Genomic DNA, 19,527 nt, shown 5'->3' with positions numbered 1-19,527 from the left:
AAGAAGCATGAGCCAGCGACGGGTCGCCCTGGTCACGGGCGCTACCAGCGGTATCGGTCTCGAGGTCGCGCGCAGCCTCGGCAAGGAGGGGCACGCGGTCTTCGTCGTGGCCCGCAACGCCGAGAACGTCACGACCACGGTGAAGCAGCTCCGCGAAGAAGGCATCGAGGCGGACGGCGCGGCGTCCGACGTCACGTCCACAGAGGACATCAAGGCGGCCGTGCAGAAGGCCGTCGACGTCTTCGGGCCCATCGAGATCCTCGTCAACAACGCCGGACGCGGTGGTGGCGGCATCACCGCCGAACTGGACGAGAACCTCTGGCTGGACGTGATCGACACCAACCTCAACGGTGTCTTCCGCTTCACCAAAGAGGTTCTGAGCACCGGCAAGATGGTCGAGCAGACCTGGGGCCGGATCATCAACATCGCCTCCACCGGCGGCAAGCAGGGCGTCGTGTTCGCCGCGCCGTACTCGGCCTCGAAGCACGGTGTCGTCGGCTTCACCAAGGCCGTCGGCATCGAGCTCGCGAAGTCCGGCATCACGGTCAACGCGGTGTGCCCCGGCTACGTCGAGACGCCGATGGCCGGCCGGGTGCGCCAGGGGTACGCGAACCACTGGGGTGTCACCGAGGACGAGGTCCTCGAGAAGTTCAACGCCAAGATCCCGCTGGGTCGGTACAGCACGCCGGAAGAGGTCGCCGGTCTCGTGACGTACCTGACGACGGACACCGCGTCCTCGATCACCGCACAGGCGCTCAACGTCTGCGGCGGGCTGGGCAACTACTGACATGCGCGGCGAGTCGGTAGTCGTCGTCGGGGCCGGGCAGGCGGGCTGCCAGGTCGCGGTGTCCCTGCGCGAACAGGGACACCGCGGCCCCATCACGCTCATCGGTGACGAGGCGGCCGCGCCGTACCAGCGGCCCCCGCTCACGAAGGCCTACCTGGCGGGGGAGACCGACCTCGCCGGGCTGGTCCTGAGGCAGGACTCGTACTACGACGACCACGGCATCAAGCTCGTGCGAAACGAGCGGGTGATCGGGGTCGACCGCCAGGCGCGGGTCGCGGTGCTGGGGTGTGCCCGCACGATCAGCTACGACCACCTGGTGTTCGCGACGGGAGCGCGGCCGCGGCCGTTGCCCATCCCCGGCGCCGAGCACGTGCTGAACCTGCGCACGGTCGCCGACGCGGACGCGATCCGGCAGCGGCTCGAAGGGCAGATCGGGCTCGACGTCGTCGTCATCGGCGGCGGGTTCATCGGCCTCGAGTTCGCCGCCGTGGTCAGGAAACTGCGCCACGAGGTGACCGTCGTCGAGGCCCAGCCGCAGGTGATGCAACGGGCGGTGTCGGCGGAGACGGCCCAGCACCTCGTCAACCGCCACCGCAGCGAGGGCGTCCAGATCCTCACCGGCACGGGCGTCGCCGCGGTCCGGGAGGGCCTGGTGGAACTCGCGGACGGCACGGTGCTCGTCGCCGACCTCGTGGTCGCGGGCATCGGCGTCGTCCCGAACACCGAGGTCGCCCAGCGCGCCGGCCTGTTGGTCGACAACGGCATCGTCGTCGACGCGCACCTCGGCACGGTCGACCCGCGCGTCTACGCGGTCGGCGACTGCGCGCGGTTCGCCAGCACGCACGCCGGCGGCCTGATCCGCCTGGAGTCGGTGCAGAACGCCACCGACCAGGGCACCACGGTCGCGGCGGCCATCCTGGGCAGCGCGGAGCCCTACACCGCCCTGCCGTGGTTCTGGAGCGACCAGTACGACGTGAAGCTGCAGACCGCCGGTCTCACCAACGGCCACGACCGCACGGTCACCGTCGGCGACCCGGCCGAGGGCAGGTTCTCGGTGTTCTGCTTCAAGAATGACAAGTTGATTGGAATCGAGGCGTACAACCGCCCCATCGACTTCCTGATGGGCAGGAGGATCCTCGAGGGCGGCAACCGGCTCACCCCGGAGATCGTGGCCCAGCCGGGCTTCGACCTGCGGGCGAGCCAGCAGAGGGCAGCCTGACGGATGCCGTCCGCGATGCCGGGAGCCGGCCTACAGCCAGCCGGCTTCCTCGGCGATGCGGATGGTGTCCACCCGGTTGCGCCCGTTGAGCTTGGTCATGATCGTCGTCATGTAGTTGCGCACGGTGCCGACCGAGAGCGACAGCGCGACAGCGATGTCGGGCGCGTCGGTGCCGTTCGCCGCCAGCCGGAGGACCTCCAGCTCGCGGTCGGTCAGCGGGCACTCGCCGCGGTCCCACGCGGCCAGGGCGAGCTGGCTGTCCACGACGCGTTCCCCGGCGGCGACCCGGCGGATCGCGTCGGCGAGCTCCGTCGGCGGCGCGTCCTTGAGCAGGAAGCCGTCCACGCGGGCCGCCAACGCCCTGCGCAACGTCCCCGGTCGGCCAAGCGACGTCAGCATCAACGTCCTGACCTGCGGCATCGTCTCGCGGATCGTCGACGCGGCACTGAGCCCGTCGAGGATCGGCAGGTCGATGTCGATCACACAGACGTCCGGGGAGTGCTGGCGCGCGGCCGGCACGATCTTGTCGCCCGAGCTCACCTCGGCCACGACCTCGATGTCCGGTTCGAGATTGAGCAGCGCGATGAGAGCACCGCGCACCATGTGCATGTCCTCCGCGAGCAGAACCCTGATCATCGCGCCCCTCCGCGCGACACCATATCTCCCAACGTTCATGTCGCGCTCCACGCCACATCAAGGCGGCCCGGCAAGGGTGAACCGAGCTGCCTCGCGAAGGGATGCGTCATGGAACGCAGCGTCAACGTGACGGTCGTGTACTACTCCTCGACGGGAACGATTCACCGGATCGCCACGGAGATCTCCGACACGGCCCAGAAGCACGGCGCCGAAGTGCGGCTGGTCCGTGCGGCCGAGCTCGCGCCCGAGACCGTGTGGCGGTCCCGGCCGGCCTGGGCGGCGCACCTGGAGGAGACCGCAGACGTCCCCGTCGCGTCGGTCGACGACGTGCTGTGGGCCGACGCCGTCGTCCTCGGCACGCCCACCCGCTTCGGCAACGTGTCCTCGCAGCTCAAGCAGTTCATCGACACCCTGGGGCCCGCCTGGTTCAGCGGCTTGCTGGCCGACAAGGTCTACAGCGCGTTCACCTCCGGCGGCAGCCTGCACGGCGGCATGGAGACCACGCTCGTGTCGATCTACAACATGGTCTGCCACTTCGGCGGGATCATCGTGCCGCCGGGCGGGAACCTGAACCCCTACGGCACCTCACACGTCCTGGGCGCGGACAACGTGCCGGTCGACGAGATCGCGCTGCAGGCGGCCCAGATCCAGGCGGAACGCGTCGTGCGCGTGGCACGCGCGCTGAAGGAGGTCTGACCGCGGTGCGAGTCAAGGATGTCTTCGTCAACGGCAGTGGCGTGCGCCTGCCCTCGACGCTGAACGTCGCGGACGCGATCGCGTCGGGGGACTGCGAGCCGAAGCTCGTCGCGCGGACGGACGTCGAGTCCGTGTCCGTGTCCCCGCACGAGTCCGCGGCCGAGATGGCGGTCGAGGCGGCCAGGGTCGCGTTGGCGCGGGCGGGATCCGAGCCCGACGACGTCGACCTGATCCTGCACGCCACCACCTACCACCAGGGCCAGGACCTGTGGCCGGTCGGTTCCTACATCCAGCGCGAGACGGTGCGGAACTCCTGTCTGGCGCTGGAGATCCGGCAGATGTCCAACGGTGGCCTGGCCGCGATGGACCTCGCGGTGTCGTACCTGATCGCGCGTCCCGGCAGGGACGCCCTCCTCACGTCCTCAGATCGCTTCTGCCTGCCCGGGATCGACCGCTGGAGGACCGACCCCGGAACGCCCTACGGCGACGGCGCGTCGGCTCTCGTGCTGTCCACCCGCGGTGGTTACGCCAAGCTGCTTTCGTTGGCCATCAACGCGGACAGCGATCTCGAACCGCTGCACCGCGGCGACGTGCCGTTCGGCCTCGCGCCGTTCTCGCACCGGATCCCGGTGGACTTCGAGGAGGCCAAGCACACGTTCAGCCGCGAGTTCGGGCTCTCCTACGGCATCAACAAGGCCAACGCGGGCCAGGCGCTCGCCGTCGAGCAGGCGCTGTCCGACGCCGACATGAAGATCGGTGACGCGGACTGGATCATCCTGCCGCACTTCGGCCGCCGCCGGCTGGACGTGAACTACCTGCGCCCGTACGACATCGAGCCCGAACGCACCACGTGGTCGTGGAGCCGCACGGTCGGGCACCTCGGCGCCGGCGACCAGTTCGCGAGCTTCGACCACCTCGTGATGACGGGCAAGGCGACCTCGGGCCAGCGGATCGTGATGTTCGGCGTCGGCGCGGGCTACAGCTGGGGCTGCGCGGTCATCGAGATGCTGTGAGCGGGATTTCCGCGCGCAGCCGGTAGGTGTGCTCGGGCGTGAGCCCAGCGTGCAGGTCGCCGCCGAGGGCACGCACCCGGGTCGTCAGGTTGCCGATCCCGCTGCCGTCACGGGACTTCCGTCCGGTGGCGGGGATCCCGTCGTTGACGATGTCCATCGTGACGAGGTGCGGTGCGCTCGAGAGCACGATCTCGCAGTGTTCGGCCTTGCTGTGCCGCAGGAGGTTCGTGACGCCTTCGCGCAGCACGGTCGCCAGAGCCACCTTCACCTCGGTGGGCAGCTCGGCCGCGTCCATCCGGACCGTCACCTCGACGTTGGCCGCGGACAACAACGCCTGTGCCGAAAGAGCTTCCTCGTCGAACGAGAGCTCGCGGTAGCTCAGCGCCACCGACCGGACGTCCGCGAGGGCCTGGCGGGAGATCTCCAGGACCTCGGTGAGCTCCCGGCGGGCGCGGGCGGGCTCGGACGAGGTCAGTCGGTGCGCGAGCTCGCTCTTCAACGTGATGGCCGAGAGGCTGTAGCCGAGCAGGTCGTGGAGATCGCGGGCGAACCGCAGCCGTTCCCGCGTGACCGCCGCCGTCGCCAGCTCCTGCCGGGCCTCCTGCAGTTCGGTCACCATCGACCGCAGGCGGGTCAGCGCGTACAGCACGAGCCCGTGGTTCGCCGCCGCGATCACGCCCCACACCACGTCGGTCGCCGGGAAGCCCCAGACGGCCTGCAGGACGCCCTGGCTGACGACGACCGCGCCGAACACGGACCAGCCGGTCCACCGCGGCAGGACCAGCAGCGCGGAACCCGCGAGGAAGCCGGGGACACCGCCCAGGAACGGGTCCTGGAACAAGAACTGCGGGACGTACACGCAGAGGGCGATCCCGGCGAGGGCCGCGTGGCGCAGCGCCGGCCGGACGTGCGGGCGGCTGACGGCACCGAGCACCAGGGCCCCGATCACCGCACTGCTCACCGCGGTGACGGCGGGCTCGACGAGGCCGGTCATCTCGTACGACGCCAGGAGCGTCGCCATCACGCCGTACCCGATCACCACCGCCGTGAGCAGCACCTGCGCGAACCGCAGGTTCGCGGCGCCCTCGCGTGGCGCGGGACCGGCCTTCCCGGCGGGCGACGGCTCGCGGTAGCTCGACGCCACCGCCCGCACGTCCGCCAGGGCCTCGCGGGACATGCCGATGATCCGGGTGATCTCCGCCGGCGCCCGGCCGGTCCGCTCGCCGATCGCCCGGCGGGCCGGTCCGGCCTTCAACATGATCGTGGTGAGGCTGACGCCGACCAGGTCCTGCAGGTCGCGCGAGAACCGCAGCCGTTCCCGCGCGACGGCGAGGTCGGCGACCTCCGAACGGGCGTTCTCGAGCCGCAGCACGAGCGAGGGCAACCGGGACAGGCCGTAGACGGCGAGGCCCGCGGTCAGCGAGGACGCCACGTAGTAGGCCATCACCACGGAAGGGACGCCGTAGGGGATCTTGGAGGCGGGGTTGGCCAGCGCCACGGCCACGAACGCGAACCACCGCACGCGGCCCGGCAGCACCAGCAGGCAGCTGCCCGCGAGGAACACGGGCATGCCGCCCCACGCGGTCGGGAAGAACGGCACCGGCGCGAACACCAGCAGCGCCATCGCGCCCAGTGCCAGGTACGCCCTGCCGGACCGCAGGTTCGTGCCCGGCCGGGAGAACACCCCCAGCTGGAGGAACGCGATCGAGAGCAGGCAGGCGAGCGAACCGGTGATCCGTGCCGGGGTCGCGCCGGTCTCCAGGACGTACAGGAACGCGTTCAACAGATAGTTCGCGAACACAACGGTGATCACGACGTACGCCAGCCGACGGGACACCGATGAGTGTTCCTGCCGTAGCGCCACGGCGGCATGATAGGCGCGCTACCTGGTGGTTCCCGTGTTCTTCGAGGACCTCAGTTGAACGGCAGCGGGATTTCCGCGCGCAGCCGGTAGGTGTGCTCGGGCGTCAGTCCGGCGTGCAGGTCGCCGCCGAGCGCGCGGACCCGGGTCGTCAGGTTGCCGATCCCGCTGCCGTCACGCGATCGCCGCTCGATCGTGGGGATCCCGTCGTTGATGATGTCCATCGTGACCAGGTGCCGCGAACTCGAGAGCACGATCTCGCAGTGTTCGGCCTTGCTGTGCCGCAGGAGGTTCGTGACGCCTTCGCGCAGCACCGTCGCGAGCGTCACCTTCACCTCCGTCGGCAGCTGGTCGCACGCGTCGATCTTCACGGTGACCTCGATGTCGGCCGCGGACAGCAGCGCCTGCGCCGACTGGGTCTCCTCGTCGAACGAGAGTTCGCGGTAGCTCAACGCGACCGACCGCACGTCCGCGAGCGCCTGGCGGGAGATCTCCAGGACCTCGGTGAGCTCCTGGCGGGCCCGGCCGGGGTCGATCGACGCCAGCCGGTGCGTGAGCTCGCTCTTCAGCGTGATGGCGGACAGGCTGTAGCCGAGCAGGTCGTGCAGGTCGCGGGCGAACCGCAGCCGTTCCTGCGTGACCGCCGCCGTCGCCAGTTCCTCGCGGGCCTCGTGCAGCTGGTTCACCATGGACCGCAGCCGGGTCAGCGCGTACAGCACCAGGCCGTGGTTGGTCGTCGCGATCAGGGCGTACATGACGGCCACGCTGCTCTCACCGAGCAGGCTGTAGATCACCCCTTGCAGGCCGACGACGGCGAGGAACGCGATCCACCCCGGCCGCCGGGGCAGCAGCAACGCGCACGCCCCGGCGAGGAAGCCGGGCACACCCGCGAGGTAGGGGTTGCCGAACACCAGCGGTGGCACGTAGACGCACGCCGCCAGCCCGGCGAGCACGGCGACCCGCAGCGGCAGGCTCAGCCGCAGGTGGGGACGAGTCACCACCCCCAGCACGAGCGCGACCGTGCCGGCGATGCCGACGGCCGCGACCTCGATGCCGAGGACCCCGACGGGGTAGTACGTCACGAGCGTCATGGCCATGGCCGCGTACCCGATGACCACGGCGGTGAGCAGCACCTGGGCGAACCGCGTCGCGATCAGGGGCCCCGCGAAGCGCGGCGTTCTCGCCTGCTTCTCCGGGTTCTCCGGTTCCGGGTCGACCGGCACCTCGGCGTGCAGCCGGTACCCGCCGTCCGAGGTCGCCTGGGCGAGCAGCGAGCCACCGATGGCGGTGGTGCGGGTGGCGAGGTTCGTCAGGCCGCTGCCGCGCTCGCCGGAGGTCTCCGCGGGTGTGCCGTCGTTGACGATGTCGATCGACGCCAGCCGGTCCGTGCCGGAGATCGTGATCGTGCAGCGGGTCGCGTCGCTGTGCCGCAGCAGGTTCGTGACGCCCTCGCGCAGCACGGTCGCGAGCACCGTGCGGGAGCGGGGCGAGAGCTCGGGGTGGTTCGCCTCGATCGTGGTGCGCACCCCCGCGGCGATCAGCACCGACCGCGCCGACTCGATCTCGTCGGCCAGCGACAGCTCCCGGTAGCTCGACGCCACCGCACGAACGTCCGTCAGGGCCTCGCGGGCGATGCCGAGGATCTCGACGAGCTCACGCGTGGCGCGTTCGGTGTGGGTGCCGAGCATCCTGATGGCCAGCTCGACCTTCAGCGTGATCGCCGACAGGCTGAACCCGAGCAGGTCGTGCAGGTCGCGGGCGAACCGCAGCCGTTCCTGTGAGACAGCGAGGTCGGCGAGTTCCGAACGGGCGGTCTCCAGCTGTTTGACCAGCGACGGGAGCCGGGACAGGCCGTAGACGACCATTCCGGCGACCATCGCCGACACCGCGTAGTAGGCCAGCTGGGCGGGGTCGTCGACGTACTGGGCCTTGATCAGGCTGTTGCTGAGCGCCACCGCGAAGAACACGAGCCACCGCACGCGGCCCGGCAGGACGAGCAAGGCACTGCCCGCCAGGAACCCCGGCATGCCGTGCCAGGCGTTCGGGAAGAACGGGTACGGGACGTACACCAGGCACGCCATCGCCCCCAGAGCCAGGTACGCCTTGCCCGAGTGCAGGTTCGCACCCGGCCGGCTGAACACCCTCAGCTGGAGGAACCCGATCGTGACCAGGCAGGCGAGCGAGGTCGCGATGCGCACGGGCGTCGGGCCCGCCGCCAACACGTACGAGAAGGCGTTGCCGAGGTAGTTGGCGAACACGACGCTGATGACGACGTATGCCAAACGACGGGACACGGACGAGTGTTCCTGTCGTAGCGTCACAGCAGCGGCTCCCACACGAGGGTCGGGACGCGGCCATGATACGGGCGCTTCCTGGGAAATCTCGCGTTTTGCGATCCGCGATCGGAGCAACATGGCGACGGCTCAACGCCTCTGGACGACGGCGAGTCCTGCCCCGGCGAGGTAGGCGACGACGTCGCCGACCAGGTTCTTCTCCACCTGCAACGCATCCGCGACCTGAGCGATCGTGGTCCCGGTGTGCAGCAACGACTTCGCTATCTCCGTCGCCGGCGCGCTGTGCAGGATCACCTGGTAGGAGAGTCCGGGGCAGGCCAGTGCCTGGTCGCCGTTGAGCCGCTCGATCTCGGTGCGCGGCCGCATGGTGACGACCTCGTCCTCCTCGATGTGCGGCAACGCGAACACCGCGTCACGGGCGACCGCGACGACGGACAGGATGGGCCCGGCCCCGTCGTTGAGGCCCAGCGACGGCACGACGCAACCACCCAGTTGGTCGAGCGTGTTCTTGAGCTTGCGCCAGATCAGGCACGGCCCGGAGCCCGTCTTCCAGCGCACGAAGTTCTCGTGCAGCGCGGAGATGTTCTCGAGCGCCACCGGGCCGAGGCTCATGCGGTGCAACGCCTCGCGGACGAGCGGGCTGGTGTCGGCGATCTCGATCGCCCCCCACCTCCCGTACACGGTGAGGTGTTCGGTCCCCTCGTCGACGAACGTGTCCTCCAGCAACGACCACAGCGGCCGGCCGGCCGGGATGTGCGACTGGGTGGGCACCACAGCGCCTCCGCTCTGGTAGTCACATGAACAACGGGATGGGGTTGAGCTCGTCGTAGCCGTGTGGCCGGGAAAGCCTCCCCAGTTGTACAGGCACGTCGTAGAGGCGCCCTTGAGCGAACCTCGACCAGAAGTGCCGCAGGCCCGGCACGACCACGCGGACCACGGGAAGACCGATGTCCGGCCTGGTCTGGTCGAGGACGAGCACCTCCATCCCCTTGGCTTCGAGAGTGCTCTGGATGGCGCGGACGTCGTCCGCCAGGTCCGCCCGGTGCGTGTAGGCGAGGTCCCGGACGTCGCGCGCCGGCTGGGCGGGATCGGGAGCGAGCCACGGGTGGCCGGCGATCCTGGTGTTCTCGAACCAGCTGCGGACGTCGACGTCGAGGCCGTTCAGGTCGGCGGCCCCGCACACCATCGGCATGCACTGGTTGAGCTCGGTGAGCGCCCGGCGCGCGGCGATCCGCGGGTCGAGGTGCGCACCGCAGCCGAGCATGATGTCCTCGCGCTCTCCTCCGGTGCGCCGCGACACCGCGACCATCACCGGCACACCGAGGTCCGCCGTCACGTCGAGCAGCCACACCTCACGGCCGAGGCTCGCGTGGACCTCGCGGTTCTGGGCGATCCACGGGTCGTGGAACGAGTTCAGGTCCATGCCCGGCATCGGAGTGCGGTTGTACCACCAGATGGCGACCGCGTCGCGTTCGACGAGTTCCAGAAGTCCTTGCAGGACAGCGTCTTCGATGCTGCTGCCGGCCGCGCACCCGTTGGAGTTGGCCGTGACGCTCGGCGGGCAGGGGGCGCCGAAGTACAGCATGCCGGTGGGCAGGAGCCGGTGCCGCTGCTCGGTGAGCGACCACAGGGGAGTCCAGTCCATCACCTCGTCGTCGTCGAACGGCGTGGTGACGTGCTGGAAGTTCGAGTGCGCCGCGTTCCACAGCTCGCGGCCGGCGAACTGACGCGGGTGGTACTGCTGCACGGTGTCGGGGTGGACCGCCTGGTCCGCGAGGGACCGGTAGCTGCCGCGCACCCGCGCCTCGTCGCCGACGAACGCGCCGCTGCGCCGTTCCACGGCCTCGCACAGGGCTCCGACCTGGGCGTCCAGTGCGGTCACACCCTTGCCGCCGGTGTCCGCGCGCAACGCCGAACGCAGTCCCTCGATGCCTTCCCCCGCGGCGATGTTCGAGCCGGAGCGGAAGGAGTTGAAGAACTCGGGGCCCTCGGTGTTGCGGCGGATCTCCTTCACGATCCCGGTGACCGGGCCGATCAGGTGCCGGTAGCCGTCGAGCACGTCCTGCGGCGGCGACGACCGGTGGCCGCCGCCGTCGCAGGAGTGTTTCACGCGACTGGTGAGTTCGACCGGCACGAACGCCCTGCGCGCGACAACTTCGGGGTCACCGCAGCCCGAGCACTGCGGGCGGACCCGCACCTCGTGCTGCGTGACCGTCATGGTCAGGCTGTCGTAGCTCCAGATGGACCGCTGCGCGTCCTGGCGGATGCCGGCGAGCCACTTCGCGGTCTCGACCGACGCGATCTCCAGCGCCATCGCGGAGAGCGACGGCAGTCCGATGAGCGGCCGCGGCGCGGGCCCCTCCTGCCCGCACCTGCGCAGCACGTGCGCCTCGGCCTTGCGGTTCGCGGACAGCCTGGCCGCGAGGCAACGCCAGCACGGGCCGTCGTCCGGGGTGAAGAAGGGGCCGACGGACACCTCCGCGCCCACCGGCTTGACCAGCAGCCAAGGCCGGCCGGCCGCGCGGTGGGCCGCGTCGATGTCACGGAGTTCCGGAGCCAGGTAGTCGGCACACGCCACGACCGTCAGGTCACCACTCCCCGAGGTGACCGTGAGTTCGTTGCGGTGCAGGGCGTCCACGAGCGCGTCGCGATCGAGGTCGCCGATCGCGACGACGGAGATCAGCGACGTCGTCGTCGCCGTCATCGCGTCCGCGGGGTCGAGGCCTGCCGCGTCCCAGTAGGCGAGCGTGGCCTCGGTCGTGGCCGAACCGTCCTCCTCGCAGCGCCGCCCGATCAGACCGGCCGCGGCCAGCCTGGTGAGCATGCGGCTGACCGTGTCCTCGGTGAGGCCCGCGGGCAGGTCGCGCAGCACGGCGGCGAGGTCGCGGGTGCCGTCGAGCAGCGGCGCCAGCGACTCGACGTGCGTGCCCTGGATCGCGGTGACCCCGGACTCGCCGATCAGGTAGACGGCCTCGCCCCGCACGATCTGGGGGCGGAGGTGGCGCCGGAACCCGATGCGCCGCTCGTCCGGCTCGGCCAGTTCGGGTCTCATGCCGCGAGGGCCTCGTCGGTCGAGCAGAACGTGCCGGGCCTGCACGAGGTCCAGGCGAAGTCGACGGTGAAGTCCGCCGAGGCCTCACGGTCGAACCGGTAGATCTTCATGTCGTCGGAGTCGTCGTGGACGGTGGTGACGGAAGACAAGTGCTCCACGGTGACGGTGGGGTACATGTGCATCTCCGATGTTTGCGTATGAATTGTTGTGGGTAATGATGCGGACCTGCGCTAATGGATCGGTAGTTACCGGCTAATGCGCCTTCGTATGAAGTTTTCATACCCGGCACGGGCAGAACTCACCTGACATCGATGGCCTGTGCACTAACGCCGCCTCGTTGGGCCGAGCAGACTAATCCCGTGCTCGGAATCGAAGGAGGGGTCGCGATGCAGATCAAGGTCCTGGGGCCCGTCGAGGCCAAGGTGAACGGTCGCTCGGTGACGCCTACCGCGGCCAAGCCACGTCAGATCCTGGCGCTGCTCGCGCTGCACTCCGGGCAGGTCGTGTCCGTTCCCACCCTGATCGAGGAGCTGTGGGGCGATCGTCCGCCGCGCAGTGCCCGCACCACCCTGCAGACCTACATCCTGCAGCTGCGCAAGCTCATCGGCGACGCCCTGGCGACGTCCGGCGAGGGTGCGGCGAAGGAGGTGCTGGTCACCCGGTACGGCGGCTACCTGCTCGACGTGCCGCCGGAGGCCGTCGACGTGCACGAGTTCGACCGCCTCTCCCGCGCGGGCCAGCAGGCCTACGACGTCGAGGACTTCGCGTCGGCGTCCCGCCTGCTGCGCCAGGCGCTGGAGATGTGGCGCGGCGCCGCGGTCGTGGACGTGCGGCCCGGCATGCCGCTCGGCATCGAGATCGTGCGCCTCGAGGAGGCACGGCTGGGCGTGCTCGAAGCACGCATCGACGCCGAGCTGCGGATGGGCAAGCACAAGGCGTTGCTGTCGGAGCTCTCCGTGCTGACCGTGCAGAACCCGATGAACGAGAACCTGTGCGCGCAGTACATGATCTCGCTGTTCCGCGCGGGCCGGCAGTGGCAGGCGCTCGACTCGTTCAAGGCCCTGCGCAACACCCTGATCGAGGAGCTCGGTGTCGAGCCGTCGTCGCGGCTGCAGGGGTTGCAGCACGCGATCCTGACGTCCGACCCACGCCTCGACAGCGCCGAAACCCGTCAGTTGCAACGCCTTCTCGCCTGAGCTGATTCTCCAGCGGCCCGCGCCACACTGTGGCGCGGGCCGTTTTTGCTTGTCAGCAAACAGTTTCTTCGAGATTCCCTCCACTGACTTACAGGCGTGCGGTGGCAACCTCAGTCGTGGGCGCGCGGGAATCGCCCGCTGGAGGAAAGGAAGCTAGCCGTGAGCGCACTGACCATCGAGGGCCTCAAAGAGGTTCTCAACGAGGCCGCGGGCGACGACGACTCGTTCAAGCCCGGCCAGGACATCCTCGACCTCCCGTTCCTCGAGCTGGGCTTCGACTCCCTCGCCCTGCTGGAGACGGTCGCGCTGATCAAGCGCAAGTACGGGGTCGCCATCGCCGACGACGAGATGGCGTACATCGAGACGCCGCGTCAGTTGCTGGACAAGGTCAACGGACAGATCGCGGCCTGACGCCGGCGACTCGGATACGGAGACGGACATGACGCACACCACCACGCACACGGTCATGATCGGGGCTCCCGCCAAGGTGGTGTACGACCTGGTCGCGGACGTGACGACCTGGCCGTACATCTTCGGACCCACGGTCCAGGCCGAGGTGTTCGAACGGGATGGCTCGACGGAGCGGTTGCGGTTGCACGCGTTCGCCAACGGTGACGTGCGCACGTGGACGTCCCGGCGCGAGCTCGACCCGGCGAACCTGCACATCAAGTTCGAGCAGGAGCGTTCGGCTGCTCCGGTGAAGACGATGGGTGGGGAGTGGCGGATCGTCCCGATCGCCGATTCGGCGACCCGGGTCGATCTGCTCCACCACTTCACCGCGGCGCAGCCCGAGGCGGTCGACCTCATCCTGAACGCCGTCAACAACAACAGCGACGCCGAACTGGCCGCACTGAAGCGCGCGGCCGAGTACGGCGACGACTACGACAAGCTGGTGCTGTCGTTCTCCGACAGCATCACGATCCACGCGAGCCGCAAGGACGTCTACGAGTTCCTGTACCGGTCCGACCTGTGGCCGGAGCGCCTGCCGCACGTGGCAAGGCTGGACCTCACGGAAGCCGTCACCGGCGTGCAGTCCATGGAGATGGACACGCGCAGCCCGGACGGGTCGATCCACACCACGCACTCGGTGCGGGTCTGCACCCCGTACGACGGCATCGTCTACAAGCAGACGCACACGCCTCCGATCATGGCGGCGCACGTCGGCAGGTGGACGTTCAAGGACATCGGCGACGGCATCGAGGCCGGCATCGAGGCGACGTCGCACCACACCGTCGTCATCCGGCCCGAGGTCATCCCCGAGGTGCTGGGTGCCGACGGGACGATCGAGCGCGCTCGCGAACTCATCCGCCACGCCTTGGGCACGAACAGCCTCACGACGTTGCGGCACGCGAAGGAATTCGCCGAGAACGGGTGAGGTGACGCGATGGGGTTGGGTGGCGCGGACTTGCTCACTGCCGCTGCACGCGCTGCAAGCCGCAACGGACTTTACGTGGTCTCCATGTACCTGGAGAAGGCCGCGGTCGAGCACCAGCGCAAGGGTTGCCCCTCGGAAGTGGGGCATTGCGCCTACGAGATCGAGGCTTCCCGAGTACTGCTGTCGGGGTTCTAGATGAAGCTCTACGACATCTCGCTGCGCCGCACCAGCGCGTCCATTTCGGACAGACTGGTCGCGGCGCGGCGCCTCGACGCGCTCGGCGTCACGTTCGTCGACGGTGGCAGACCCGCCCGATCCTTTTATCACCGGGCGGCGATCGAGCTCCGTTTGCGGATCGCCACCCTCATCGCATCAGGTGGTGCGGAGGATCTCGACGCACTGCTGGCCGCGGAAACCCCCGCGGTCGCAATAGTCGTCCAAGGGCACGGCATCTCGAAGGTCAGGGACGCCGTGCGTCAACTCGTGCGCGCCGAACGACGAGTGATCGTCGAGGCGCGGGACTTCTTCGACGGCTGGCTGATCGACCCCGAACACGCGTTGGAGGTCGTTCTGGCAGCCGCGGAGGCTGGGGCGGAAACCGTGTTGCTGCACGACACAGCGGGCAAGCTGTGGCCGGACCAGATCGGCGAGATCATCGCGTCGGTCGCGGAAACCGGTGTGCCCCTTGGTTTTGGATGTCGCGACGAAGGCGGTTCGCCGGCGAAGCAGCTCTTCGCCGCGGATGCGGGGGCCGGCCTCGTACAGGGGTCCTACGCCGTCGTTCGAGGTGGCCTCGATCGGGCCGTTTCACCATCGGTTCATTCGGCAGAGACAGGTATCGCTCCCGTGCCCTGTCCGAGATTGGAGCAGACCGTGTCCGCACAGAAGGCGATTGGAGGTGTCCGATGAGTCGTCGCGCCGTCATCACCGGGGTGGGCGTGGTCGCACCTGGTGGCATCGGAACGAAGGCGTATTGGAAACTGCTGTCCGAAGGGCGTACGGCGACTCGCAACATCACGCACTTCGACGCGTCTCCGTACCGCTCCCGCATGGCGGGGGAAGCAGATTTCGATCCAGTGCGCGAAGGCCTGACGCCGCAGGAGATCCGCCGTCTCGACCGGGCCGCGCAGTTCGCGGTCGTCGCGGGTCGTGAGGCGATGTCCGACTCCGGCATCGAGTTCGACCAGCTCGACCCCGGCCGCATCGGTGTCTCGCTCGGCACCGCGGTCGGCTGCACGACCTCGCTGGAGCGCGAGTTCATCGTCGGCTCCGACCGGGGCAAGTACTGGGAGGTCGACGCCTCCTACGCGGTCCCGCACCTCTACGACTACTTCACGCCGTCCTCGATGGCGACGGAGCTGGCGTGGACGGTGGGCGCCGAGGGTCCGGTCTCCGTGGTCTCCACGGGCTGCACCTCCGGTCTCGACTCGGTCGGTTACGCGGCCGAGCTGATCATGGAGGGCTCCGCGGACGTCGTCGTGACAGGCGGCACCGAGGCTCCGCTCTCCCCGATCACCGTGGTCTGCTTCGACGTGATCCGTGCGTCGAGCACCCGCAACGACGACCCCACAACGGCGTGCCGGCCGTTCGACAAGACCCGCGACGGCCTGGTGCTGGGCGAGGGTTGCGCGATCATCGTGCTCGAGGAACTGGAGCACGCCCGCGCTCGCGGTGCGCACATCTACGGTGAGGTCGCCGGCTTCGCCTCGCGGTGCAACGCCTACCACATGACGGGCCTGCACCCCGAGGGCATCGAGATGTCCGACGCCATCAACATCGCGCTGAAGCAGGCGCGTGCGGATGCCACGGACGTCGGTTACATCAACGCGCACGGGTCGGGCACCAAGCAGAACGACCTGCACGAGACGGCGGCTTTCAAGCGCTCGTTGGGTGCACACGCGTACAAGACCCCGGTCTCCGGCTTCAAGTCGATGATCGGGCACTCGCTGGGCGCGATCGGTTCGCTCGAGATCGTCGGCTCGCTGCTGGCGTTCGAGCAGGACCTCATCCCGCCGACGGCGAACCTCCACGAGCAGGACCCGGAGTGCGACCTCGACTACACGCCGCTGGTGGCGCGCGAGAAGAAGGTCGACACGCTCCTGACCGTGGGCAGCGGTTTCGGTGGATTCCAGAGCGCCATGGTGCTCAAGAAGGTGGAAGGGGCAGGCCGGTGACTCGGGCGGTGGTGACGGGAATCGGCATTGCGTCGCCGAACGGATTGGGGCCGACCGCGTACTGGCGGGCGACCCTGCACGGTGAGGCGGCGATCAGGCCGATCACCCGGTTCGACAGCGCGAACTACTGGGCGAAGATCGCCGGTGAGGTGCCTGGCTTCGAGGCAGGGCGGCACCTGCAGGGTCGCCTGCTGCCGCAGACGGACCACATGACGCGGCTGACACTGGTCGGCACGGACTGGGCGTTGCGTGGTGCGGGTGTGCAGCCGAACGACATCCCCGACACGGACATCGCGGTGATCACCGCGGCGACGGCCGGCGGGTACGAGTTCGGGCAGCGCGAACTGCAGAAGCTGTGGCACCAGGGACCGGAGTACGTCTCGGCGTACCAGTCGTTCGCGTGGTTCTACGCGGTCAACACGGGCCAGATCTCCATCAGGCACGGCACGCGCGGTCCCGGCGCGGTCGTGGTGTCCGAGCAGGCCGGTGGCATCGACTCCATCGGTCACGCCCGGCGCCAGCTGCGCAAGGGTGTCCAGCTCGCCCTCACAGGTGGCATGGACTCCTCGTTGTGCCCGTGGGCGTGGGTAGCCCACCAGGCCTCGGGTTGCCTGTCTCGCAACAACAACCCGAAGCGCGCCTACCTGCCGTTCGACCGCGACGCCTCCGGGTACGTCGCGGGCGAGGGTGGCGCGATCATGGTCGTCGAGACTCCGGAATCGGCGGCGGGACGTCCGGGTACGCGCATCTACGGTGAGATCGTCGGGTACGCCTCGACGTTCGACTCGAAGATGCCGTCGCGGGAGCCGGGTCTGAAGCGGGCGGCCGAGCTGGCGCTGCGCGACGCCGGCATGGACGCCTCGGAGATCGACGTGGTGTTCGCCGACGCGGCGGGCATCCCCGAGCTCGACAAGGCCGAGGCCGAGGCGATCAAGGGCATCTTCGGGCCGTACGGCGTGCCGGTGACGGCCCCGAAGACCATGACGGGCCGCCTGTTCGCCGGTGGTGGCTCCCTGGACGTGGCGTCGGCGATCCTCTCCATCTACTGGAGCGCGATCCCGCCGACCATCAACGTCGAGAACCCCGTGCCGGAGTACGAGCTCGACCTCGTGCTGAACGAGGCGCGGCACGGCAAGATCAAGGCCGCGTTGGTGCTCGGGCGCGGCAAGGGTGGCTTCAACTCCGCCATGGTGGTCCGCGAGTACAGGTGATGTCCTGCCTCAAGGCCGTGAAGGTGTCCCCTTCACGGCCTTGAGCCGTTTCTGGAGGCGTGTTGTGGACGTAGCACTGATGTTTCCCGGGCAGGGGTCGCAGTACCCGCGGATGGCGGCCTCCCTGTACGGCACGGACGCGGTCTTCACCTCGGTGATCGACGAGGTGTTCGAGCTGTTCGGCGAGGTCGGCTCACTCGCCTGTGAGGACTGGCTCTCGGGCGCCGACATCGATCACGTGTCGCGCGCGCAACCGTTGCTGTTCGCGGTCGACTACGCGCTGGGGCGCACCGTTCTGTCGTGGGGCGTCAAGCCCGTCGCGTTGATCGGGCACTCCGCGGGCGAGGTCGTCGCGGCGACACTGGCCGGGGTGTTCTCGTTGGAGGAGGCCGTGTCCCTGGTGCGGGACCGGGTGCTGTCGGCCGTGCCGATCCCCTCCGGCGGCATGCTCGCCGTGGCGGCCACCGAGTCGGACCTGTTGCCCTACCTGGAGGGTGACGTCGCGATCGCCGCCGTGAACTCCGCGCGGCAGACGATGCTGGCCGGGTCGGACGAGCCGCTGGCGCGGGTTTGTGCGCGGCTGGAAGCGGACGAGTACATCGTCGTGACGGTGCCGGCGTCGACGCCGTTCCACAGCCCGGCGATGCAGCCCGCCGTGGACGAGGCGCTGGCGTCGTGGAGCGCTTCTCCGCGCGCGCCGCAGATGCCGCTGTACTCCGGTTACACGGGCAAGCTGATGACCGAGGAAGACGCGCTGTCGGCACGGTTCTGGACCCGTCAGCTGACCGACGCCGTCTACTTCGGACCGGCGCTCAACGAGCTCGTGGCGATGTACGACGTGCTGCTGGTGGAAGCCGGTCCCGGGCAGACGCTGACGTCGTTCGCGCGCCGTACCAAGGCCGTGCGGTCCGGTGCCTCGCAGGTGTTGCCGTTGCTGGACTCCTCGGACACGGTCGACGTCGCTCGCGCTCGTCTGGTCTAGAACGTATAAAAGGGCCGCCCTCTCCTGGAGGGCGGCCCTTTAGCAGCTCTTCTAGTCGATGCCTCGGACGATGTGGTCTTCGTTCTCTGGTGGCCATGAATCGCTGTTTTCCATACCTACGAAGGTAGGTACAGTGATTCAGCTCTCACTTGAGGAACGGTTGTCCGGTTTTCAGTCGTCGAGCAGCGCGACCGCACGGGTCCAGCCCGCGCCGGCGCCCTTGATCTTGACGGGGAACGCGACGACGGTGAACCCGAAGTCCGGCAACGCGTCCAGGTTCGCCAGGCGTTCGATCTGGCAGTACTCGCGGTCGCGGCCGGCGAAGTGCGCGGGCCACAGCACGCTCTCGTCCTTCGTCTGCAGGTAGCGCTTGACGATGTCCGGGAAGGGCGCGTCGAGGCTGAACGCGTCGGTGGCGATCACCTTGACCCCGAGGTCCAGCAGGAAGTTCGTGGCGGGACCGTCGAGTCCGGTGTAGTCGGTGAAGTAGGTCTGGGTGCCCGCGTGCTCGGCCGCGCCGGTGTCGAGGATGACGATGTCCATCGGCTTCGGCGTGTAGCCGATGCGGGCGAACTCCTTCTCCAGCACCTCGACGCCGATGACGCCGGTGCCGTGGCCGCGGACGTCGAGCTTCACACCGGGGTTGTGGAACCACTCCAGCGGCATCTCGTCGATGTGGCGCGGAATCCCGTTGCCGTACGTGGTCTTCGAGCCGTAGTGCGACGGCGCGTCGACGTGCGTTCCGGTGTGGGAGGTCAGGCTGATCCGGTCCAGCGTCAGGAACTCGGAGTCCCGCAGCACGGAGACGTCGAACTCGATGCCGAGCCGTGCCTTGAGCTGCTCGGCCATGTGTTCCGCGCCCTGAGCGGCCGTGAGCACCTCGTGCGTCACCGGGTCCGCTTCGTACGCGGCTGCGTCAATGTGGGAAGACAGATCGATGATGCGCATGGTGCCGAGCTTGGCGGGCGTTCCTTGAGCACGTCTCAAGACGCGGTGTGCAGAGTTTTCCTTGGCCAGACACCATTTAGAGG

General features: G+C 68.9%; 18 protein-coding genes. 11 read left to right on the top strand and 7 right to left on the bottom strand.

The annotated features are described in order from the left end of the window. The first annotated feature begins 7 nt into the window (after nt 1-7). Both PV646_RS41725 and PV646_RS41720 read left to right on the top strand, forming a co-directional pair. Nucleotides 8-787, top strand: coding sequence for an SDR family NAD(P)-dependent oxidoreductase (locus PV646_RS41725; RefSeq protein ID WP_500348375.1), 780 nt, complete (start codon nt 8-10; stop codon nt 785-787). A 1-nt stretch (nt 788) separates the two neighbouring features. After that, nucleotides 789-2,006 (top strand): NAD(P)/FAD-dependent oxidoreductase, encoded by a 1,218-nt coding sequence (locus PV646_RS41720; protein ID WP_500348374.1) that lies wholly within the window; start codon nt 789-791, stop codon nt 2,004-2,006. Between the two features lie 30 nt (nt 2,007-2,036). Here PV646_RS41720 and PV646_RS41715 read toward each other — a convergent pair whose 3' ends face one another. After that, the gene (locus tag PV646_RS41715) at nt 2,037-2,642 is read right to left on the bottom strand and encodes a response regulator transcription factor (protein ID WP_500348373.1); all 606 of its coding nucleotides are present in this window, start codon (nt 2,640-2,642) and stop codon (nt 2,037-2,039) included. Nucleotides 2,643-2,750: 108 nt separating this feature from the next. Between PV646_RS41715 and PV646_RS41710 the strand changes: the two genes are divergently transcribed. Together PV646_RS41710 and PV646_RS41705 are read left to right on the top strand one after the other, a co-directional pair. Further along, complete coding sequence (locus PV646_RS41710) at nt 2,751-3,338, top strand: flavodoxin family protein (RefSeq protein WP_500348371.1); 588 nt, start codon at nt 2,751-2,753, stop codon at nt 3,336-3,338. A 5-nt stretch (nt 3,339-3,343) separates the two neighbouring features. Then, on the top strand, nt 3,344-4,351 hold the full coding sequence (locus PV646_RS41705) for a ketoacyl-ACP synthase III family protein (RefSeq protein ID WP_500348368.1): 1,008 nt from the start codon (nt 3,344-3,346) through the stop codon (nt 4,349-4,351). On the opposite strand, the gene PV646_RS41700 is transcribed toward PV646_RS41705, so the two are convergent. From PV646_RS41700 to PV646_RS41680, 5 genes are all read right to left on the bottom strand, one after another. After that, complete coding sequence (locus tag PV646_RS41700; protein WP_500348366.1) at nt 4,335-6,215, bottom strand: sensor histidine kinase; 1,881 nt, start codon at nt 6,213-6,215, stop codon at nt 4,335-4,337. The genes PV646_RS41705 and PV646_RS41700 overlap by 17 nt on opposite strands. Nucleotides 6,216-6,265: 50 nt before the next feature. Then, nucleotides 6,266-8,506 (bottom strand): sensor histidine kinase, encoded by a 2,241-nt coding sequence (locus PV646_RS41695; protein WP_500348364.1) that lies wholly within the window; start codon nt 8,504-8,506, stop codon nt 6,266-6,268. A 129-nt stretch (nt 8,507-8,635) separates the two neighbouring features. Beyond that, nucleotides 8,636-9,280 (bottom strand): hypothetical protein, encoded by a 645-nt coding sequence (locus PV646_RS41690; RefSeq protein WP_500348362.1) that lies wholly within the window; start codon nt 9,278-9,280, stop codon nt 8,636-8,638. Nucleotides 9,281-9,299: 19 nt separating this feature from the next. Continuing rightward, entirely contained in the window at nt 9,300-11,558 is a 2,259-nt protein-coding gene (locus tag PV646_RS41685) for a TOMM precursor leader peptide-binding protein (RefSeq protein WP_500348360.1), read from the bottom strand. After that, nucleotides 11,555-11,734: a hypothetical protein gene (locus PV646_RS41680; protein WP_500348358.1), complete on the bottom strand. Its 180-nt coding sequence runs from the start codon at nt 11,732-11,734 to the stop codon at nt 11,555-11,557. Before PV646_RS41680 ends, PV646_RS41685 begins: the two co-directional genes overlap by 4 nt. Before the next feature lie 210 nt (nt 11,735-11,944). Here PV646_RS41680 and PV646_RS41675 point away from each other — a divergent pair, with 210 nt between their 5' ends. The 7 genes from PV646_RS41675 to PV646_RS41645 all read left to right on the top strand — a co-directional run bounded on the left by PV646_RS41675 (nt 11,945) and on the right by PV646_RS41645 (nt 18,496). Further along, nucleotides 11,945-12,754 carry an AfsR/SARP family transcriptional regulator gene (locus PV646_RS41675; RefSeq protein WP_500348356.1) on the top strand — a complete coding sequence of 270 codons (810 nt, stop codon included), beginning with the start codon at nt 11,945-11,947 and terminating at the stop codon, nt 12,752-12,754. A gap of 159 nt (nt 12,755-12,913) precedes the next feature. Continuing rightward, complete coding sequence (locus tag PV646_RS41670) at nt 12,914-13,165, top strand: acyl carrier protein (RefSeq protein ID WP_189159212.1); 252 nt, start codon at nt 12,914-12,916, stop codon at nt 13,163-13,165. A 28-nt stretch (nt 13,166-13,193) separates the two neighbouring features. After that, complete coding sequence (locus tag PV646_RS41665) at nt 13,194-14,129, top strand: aromatase/cyclase (protein ID WP_382439690.1); 936 nt, start codon at nt 13,194-13,196, stop codon at nt 14,127-14,129. Between the two features lie 195 nt (nt 14,130-14,324). Beyond that, the gene (locus PV646_RS41660) at nt 14,325-15,038 is read left to right on the top strand and encodes a hydroxymethylglutaryl-CoA lyase-like TIM-barrel protein (RefSeq protein WP_500348354.1); all 714 of its coding nucleotides are present in this window, start codon (nt 14,325-14,327) and stop codon (nt 15,036-15,038) included. After that, nucleotides 15,035-16,303, top strand: a complete 1,269-nt coding sequence (locus tag PV646_RS41655; RefSeq protein ID WP_500348352.1) for a beta-ketoacyl-[acyl-carrier-protein] synthase family protein — start codon at nt 15,035-15,037, stop codon at nt 16,301-16,303. Before PV646_RS41660 ends, PV646_RS41655 begins: the two co-directional genes overlap by 4 nt. Then, complete coding sequence (locus PV646_RS41650; protein ID WP_189159208.1) at nt 16,300-17,514, top strand: ketosynthase chain-length factor; 1,215 nt, start codon at nt 16,300-16,302, stop codon at nt 17,512-17,514. Before PV646_RS41655 ends, PV646_RS41650 begins: the two co-directional genes overlap by 4 nt. A gap of 64 nt (nt 17,515-17,578) precedes the next feature. Then, the gene (locus tag PV646_RS41645) at nt 17,579-18,496 is read left to right on the top strand and encodes an acyltransferase domain-containing protein (protein ID WP_500348350.1); all 918 of its coding nucleotides are present in this window, start codon (nt 17,579-17,581) and stop codon (nt 18,494-18,496) included. Nucleotides 18,497-18,667: 171 nt separating this feature from the next. Here PV646_RS41645 and PV646_RS41640 read toward each other — a convergent pair whose 3' ends face one another. Continuing rightward, on the bottom strand, nt 18,668-19,444 hold the full coding sequence (locus PV646_RS41640; protein ID WP_394621840.1) for a cyclase family protein: 777 nt from the start codon (nt 19,442-19,444) through the stop codon (nt 18,668-18,670). Nucleotides 19,445-19,527: the final 83 nt, after the last annotated feature.

It is taken from the genome of Streptomyces sp. ID05-26A (assembly GCF_033794685.1).
Classification (GTDB): domain Bacteria; phylum Actinomycetota; class Actinomycetes; order Mycobacteriales; family Pseudonocardiaceae; genus Lentzea.
The sequence above is the reverse complement of the archived record's forward strand: the minus strand, read 5'-3'. Positions and strand labels throughout refer to the sequence as shown.

Bases quoted from the DNA above. Each gene is read 5' to 3' on its own strand.
- PV646_RS41725 (WP_500348375.1), top strand. From the start codon at position 8: ATGAGCCAGCGACGGGTCGCCCTGGTCACGGGCGCTACCAGCGGTATC.
- PV646_RS41720 (WP_500348374.1), top strand. From the start codon at position 789: ATGCGCGGCGAGTCGGTAGTCGTCGTCGGGGCCGGGCAGGCGGGCTGC.
- PV646_RS41715 (WP_500348373.1), bottom strand. From the start codon at position 2,642: ATGATCAGGGTTCTGCTCGCGGAGGACATGCACATGGTGCGCGGTGCT.
- PV646_RS41710 (WP_500348371.1), top strand. From the start codon at position 2,751: ATGGAACGCAGCGTCAACGTGACGGTCGTGTACTACTCCTCGACGGGA.
- PV646_RS41685 (WP_500348360.1), bottom strand. From the start codon at position 11,558: ATGAGACCCGAACTGGCCGAGCCGGACGAGCGGCGCATCGGGTTCCGG.
- PV646_RS41680 (WP_500348358.1), bottom strand. From the start codon at position 11,734: ATGTACCCCACCGTCACCGTGGAGCACTTGTCTTCCGTCACCACCGTC.
- PV646_RS41675 (WP_500348356.1), top strand. From the start codon at position 11,945: ATGCAGATCAAGGTCCTGGGGCCCGTCGAGGCCAAGGTGAACGGTCGC.
- PV646_RS41665 (WP_382439690.1), top strand. From the start codon at position 13,194: ATGACGCACACCACCACGCACACGGTCATGATCGGGGCTCCCGCCAAG.
- PV646_RS41660 (WP_500348354.1), top strand. From the start codon at position 14,325: ATGAAGCTCTACGACATCTCGCTGCGCCGCACCAGCGCGTCCATTTCG.
- PV646_RS41655 (WP_500348352.1), top strand. From the start codon at position 15,035: ATGAGTCGTCGCGCCGTCATCACCGGGGTGGGCGTGGTCGCACCTGGT.
- PV646_RS41640 (WP_394621840.1), bottom strand. From the start codon at position 19,444: ATGCGCATCATCGATCTGTCTTCCCACATTGACGCAGCCGCGTACGAA.